Origin of the sequence: Neisseria sicca VK64 (assembly GCF_000260655.1) — a bacterium.
In the GTDB taxonomy this organism is placed as follows: Bacteria; Pseudomonadota; Gammaproteobacteria; order Burkholderiales; family Neisseriaceae; genus Neisseria; species Neisseria sicca_B.
Window position 1 is genome coordinate 1 of sequence record NZ_AJMT01000168.1, and the last position, 4,505, is coordinate 4,505.

5 protein-coding genes and 1 pseudogene are annotated in these 4,505 nt (G+C 54.7%); 4 read left to right on the forward strand and 2 right to left on the reverse strand.

Annotated elements, in window-relative coordinates:
- Nucleotides 1-109 precede the first annotated feature (109 nt).
- A complete protein-coding gene (locus HMPREF1051_RS09410; protein WP_003767779.1) occupies nt 110-898 on the reverse strand; it encodes a class I SAM-dependent methyltransferase in 789 nt (262 codons plus the stop codon).
- Between the two features lie 344 nt (nt 899-1,242).
- A complete protein-coding gene (bioH, locus tag HMPREF1051_RS09415) occupies nt 1,243-1,989 on the reverse strand; it encodes a pimeloyl-ACP methyl ester esterase BioH (RefSeq protein WP_003767784.1) in 747 nt (248 codons plus the stop codon).
- Nucleotides 1,990-2,002: 13 nt separating this feature from the next.
- Between bioH and HMPREF1051_RS09420 the strand changes: the two genes are divergently transcribed.
- The 4 genes and pseudogenes from HMPREF1051_RS09420 to HMPREF1051_RS09435 all read left to right on the forward strand — a co-directional run.
- Nucleotides 2,003-2,740, forward strand: a complete 738-nt coding sequence (locus HMPREF1051_RS09420) for a ComF family protein (protein ID WP_003767777.1) — start codon at nt 2,003-2,005, stop codon at nt 2,738-2,740.
- Between the two features lie 64 nt (nt 2,741-2,804).
- Complete coding sequence (trmL, locus tag HMPREF1051_RS09425) at nt 2,805-3,269, forward strand: tRNA (uridine(34)/cytosine(34)/5-carboxymethylaminomethyluridine(34)-2'-O)-methyltransferase TrmL (protein ID WP_003767785.1); 465 nt, start codon at nt 2,805-2,807, stop codon at nt 3,267-3,269.
- A gap of 147 nt (nt 3,270-3,416) precedes the next feature.
- Nucleotides 3,417-4,142: a septal ring lytic transglycosylase RlpA family protein gene (locus tag HMPREF1051_RS09430; protein WP_003767781.1), complete on the forward strand. Its 726-nt coding sequence runs from the start codon at nt 3,417-3,419 to the stop codon at nt 4,140-4,142.
- Between the two features lie 243 nt (nt 4,143-4,385).
- Nucleotides 4,386-4,505 (forward strand): annotated as a pseudogene (locus tag HMPREF1051_RS09435) (alkylphosphonate utilization protein); the annotation flags it as partial.

Genomic DNA, 4,505 nt, shown 5'->3' on the forward strand with positions numbered 1-4,505 from the left:
AGGTGCTGAAGCACCAAGTGAATCGGTTCCGTACTATCTGTACTGTCTGCGGCTTCGTCGCCTTGTCCTGATTTAAATTTAATCCACTATATTTATTCCGCCAAACCGTTCAGCCTTTCGGATAAAACCGCACCACGTTTTCTCCTTCGGGCAGCGTCAGTTTCTTCACGGCATGGCCGTACACGGTTTCGAGCGTGACGGTCAGACCGCCTTCGGTTTCGAAAATCTTATCCACAAACGCTTCAGCCGCTTGGGCGTCGCTGAATTTCAAGGCGTGCCACAAGCCCAGGGTTTCTATGTCCTGCCGGAACGTCGCCGCTTTACGGTAGCTCAATTCGAGCTTGGCGGTATCGGTAACGGGGTCGTAGAAACCGTTGTCGGCAAGCATGTCGCCGAGGTCGTGCATATCGATAAGGGTTGGCGTTTCACACGTTATCCCCGCGCTTTTCAGACGACCTGTCAGCTCGGTCAGGCTGTCGCGGCCAAAATGGGTGAAGAATAATAAACCGTCTGTTTTCAAGGCGTTTGCCCAATTTTTCAGGACGGGCAGGATTTCGTCCGCGCGGGGCAGGCTGAGGTTCGCCCACAACATATCGGCGGAGGCTTCGGGCAGCGGGGCGGTCAGGGCTTGGCAGTGTTGCGGGACGGTTTTGCCGGTGAGTTTTTGCCAAAAACCGCTTTTGCGCGCGGCTGCGGCGGTTTGGAGGAAATCGGCGCGCGGGTCGTATTCTTCGAATACTGCATTCGGATAGCGCGCGGCAAGGAGGCTGCGGCTGATGTCCGCGTCCGCACCGACCAGCAGGATGCGCTTGGGCGCGTTGCGGACGATTTGCAGCCGCTCGTCGGTGTCTTGGGCGAGATGGCGGTGGATTTGCCAGCGTTTGTCTTGGGGGTTCATGTTTCAGACGACCTTTTTCTTCTTTTTTGAAGGGTGGGTTTGCGTACCGCCATTTAGGGGCAGTATGGATTTCTTTTAATTTCAATCGACTATGTTAAAAAACAGTAACCGCTGCGTTCGGTTACCGGCTTCCTCTTTTGTCTGGCGGAAGAGGATGGCTCTATTTTATTCCGTACATCTGAGAACCACCCCCATCCTAACCTTCCCCCGCCGGACGGGGGAAGGGATAAGGCTGGCGTTGCGGTAACGAGGCATCGTTCCCGCCGACGGATTTCACACTCTGAAGCCTCGTCATTCTTTAAGTTTTGGATTTACGCCTGAACGGCAACAGCGGCACAAGGTTTTCAGACGACCTTTTCGACAAAGCCGCGGTAACGCTCGGCAAATTCGTCGGCGTGGCTTAAAAACGGGGCGTGTGCCGCTTTTTCCATCAATACCAATTCGCTGTCCGCCAGATGGCGGTTGAGGTATTCGCCCATGCGCGGCGGGGTGATGGCGTCTTTTTGTCCGAACACTAAAAGCGACGGGGCTTGGATGCTTGAAAGCAGGGGACGGGCATCGGCTTGGTTGACGGCATCCAACGCGGCTTGCAGGGCGGGCGGTGCGCCGTGGCGGGAGAGGTCGGGCAGGATGTTGCCGATGATTTCGGCGGCGTTTGGTGTGTGCAGCAACTGTAATTGTAGAAACTGTTTGATATGTTTGGCATAATCCTGCCGAAATGCGCCGACCATCTTGCCCAAAGCGGGATTGGACAGTCCTTCGGGGTAGTCCGCGTCGGCGGTCAGGCGGGCGAAACTTGCGGTCAGGCAGAGCGAGCGGACTTTGTCGGGGCGGCGTGCGGCGAGATGGAGCGCGACCAAGCCGCCGAGCGACCAGCCGAGGATGTGGGCGGGCGTGTCGATTTCTTCGGCGAAGGCTTCGGCAATCGCGGCGATGTTGAAGTTTTCGGCAAAGGGCGCGTCGCCGTGTCCGGGCAGGTCGAGGGCGTGGATGTCCCAATCGGCACTCAGGCGCGGGATGAGGTCGTCGAAGACGTGGCGGTTCGCTGCCCAGCCGTGTATCAGATAAACTTTTTTGGCGGAGTGCGGCATGGCTGTTTTCTCTATGGATGTGTTTTCTTGGTGGCGCAATGCGGGATGGTGGCACAAAAGCCGTTGCGTATTATGCCACGCCTTGGTTTCAGCGTGCGAAACCCGACCGTATGGCGGTTTTTGCGACGGCTGTGCGGCGGACTTGGAAGAATTTTTTACGGACGCGGCAAACAGTTGCCCTTTGTGTTTCCGCCCGATACAGGGCGGGGCGGTGTGCGGCGGCTGCCAGAAGAAGCCGCCGGCATTTGAGCGGATGTGGGCTTCGCTGTATTATGAGCCGCCCGTAAGCAGTATGATACGCGCGTTGAAGCATTTGGCAGACCTCGGCATGAGCCGTCCGCTGACGGAACTGATGCGCCGACATGCGCCCGACTGGCTGGAAACGGAGCATTTTGATTTTGTGCTGCCCGTGCCGTTGAGCAAGGAAAGGCGGCTGCATCGCGGCTTCAACCAAAGCGAGGAATTGGCGGATATTCTGTCCGAACATTACGGCTGGACGCTGTTGCCGCGACGGACGGTTTTCAGACGACATCGCGAGCCGCAAAGCACGCTGAAAAGCGCAGACAGGGTGCGCAATATAAAAAATGCTTTTGAAATCAATGGTCATATCTCGAAAAACTGTAATATTTTGTTAATCGACGATGTGTTCACCACCGGCTCGACGCTGAACGAATTGGCGCAGACGCTGAAAAAATCAGGCGCAGGCAAGATTTTTTGCTGGAGTTTGGCGCGTCCGCCAATGAAAAAATAGCTTAAAGTTTTTGACACCTACGGAACATTTCGGCATTATGCCGCTCTATAAGTGATTGATTTATATGTTTACCATAGTTTTGTACCAACCCGAAATCCCGCCCAATACGGGCAATATCATCCGATTGTGCGCCAACACCGGAGCCGATTTGCATCTGGTCAAGCCGCTCGGTTTTCCGCTGGATTCGGCAAAAATGAAACGCGCAGGTTTGGATTATCACGAGTTTGCAAAACTGACGGTACACGAGAATTTCGAAGATTGTCTCAAAGCCTTGGAAGGGCGCCGCATTTTCGCGCTGACCACCAAAGGCAAAACCCGTCCCAACGAAGTTTCCTTTGTTGAGGGCGATGTCTTTTTGTTCGGTCCCGAGACACGCGGCCTGCCCGCCGAAATCCTCGACACCCTGCCCGAAGGGCAAAAGCTGCGCCTGCCCATGAAGCCCGACAGCCGGAGTATGAATCTTTCCAACACTGTCGCCGTGATTCTGTTTGAAGCATGGCGGCAAAACGGTTACGCAGGCGGTGTATAACATCCGCAAGGGAGTCTCCCTGAGCCGTTTGACAAAAACCAAGGCGATACTGTTTAACAGCTTGGTTTTTGTCAAACTGCCAATACGTCGTCTGAAACCGCCTGGGAGCCATCCCGCCGCGTTATCAACTCTAGAACGGACTACGTTTTGACTTTATCTAAAACCACCCTTTTCTCCACCCTAACTGCTGTTGCAATCAGCATCCTTTCCATTCATTCCGCCTCAGCCGACTCCATCGTCCGCGCCGAGAAGCTGAGTTCCTCAGCAAACCGCAGCTACAAAGTCGCCGGCAAACGCTACACGCCGATGACCAAAGTATCCAACTTCAGCCAAACCGGCAACGCCTCATGGTACGGCAGCCAGTTCCACGGCCGTAAAACCTCCAGTGGCGAGCGTTACAATATGAACGCCCTGACCGCCGCCCACAAAACCCTCCCCATTCCCAGCTACGCCCGTGTGACCAACACCAAAAACGGTAAAAGCGTCATCGTCCGCGTCAACGACCGCGGTCCTTTCCACGGCAACCGTGTGATCGACGTGTCTAAAGCCGCCGCCCAACAATTAGGTTTCATCAACCAAGGCACGGCACATGTTAAAGTCGAACAAATCGTACCGGGTCAAAGCACCCAAGTTTATGATGGAAAAGACATTTTCGTAGATTTGAAATCCTTCGGTACCGAGCGCGAAGCGCAAGCCTATATGAACCAGGCGGCGAGAAACCTTTCCGCCGGCATGATGAGCCCGAGAGTTTCCCTGGAGAAACGCGACTACGAATACGTCGTCAAAATGGGTCCGTTCACCTCGCAAGAGCGTGCCGCCGAAGCCGAAGCCAAAGCCCGCGGTCTGATTCAGGCAGCTTCGCTGTCCCTCTAAGCCGCATCCGTGTTTTCAGACGACCTGTTGCAAGACAGGTCGTTTTGTATTGAAGCTAGGTATAAAGCCGTCGTATCCTTGCCTCCTTTCCCTTATATAGTGGATTAAAATTGCAATGATACGGCGTTGCCAACGCCCTTATGTACTACCCGTACACGGCGGGCGTTGCCGCCTTGTCTCATTTTTATTTTTTTATTTTAATCCACTATAATTCCCCGCTTCTCAACCAAAGGAATCCCCACCATGTCCCTCCCACCTTGCCCGCAATGCCAATCCGAATACACCTACGAAGACGGCAGCCAATACATCTGTCCCGAATGCGCGTTTGAATGGACGGAAAACGACGGCGAAGCCGCCGAAGAA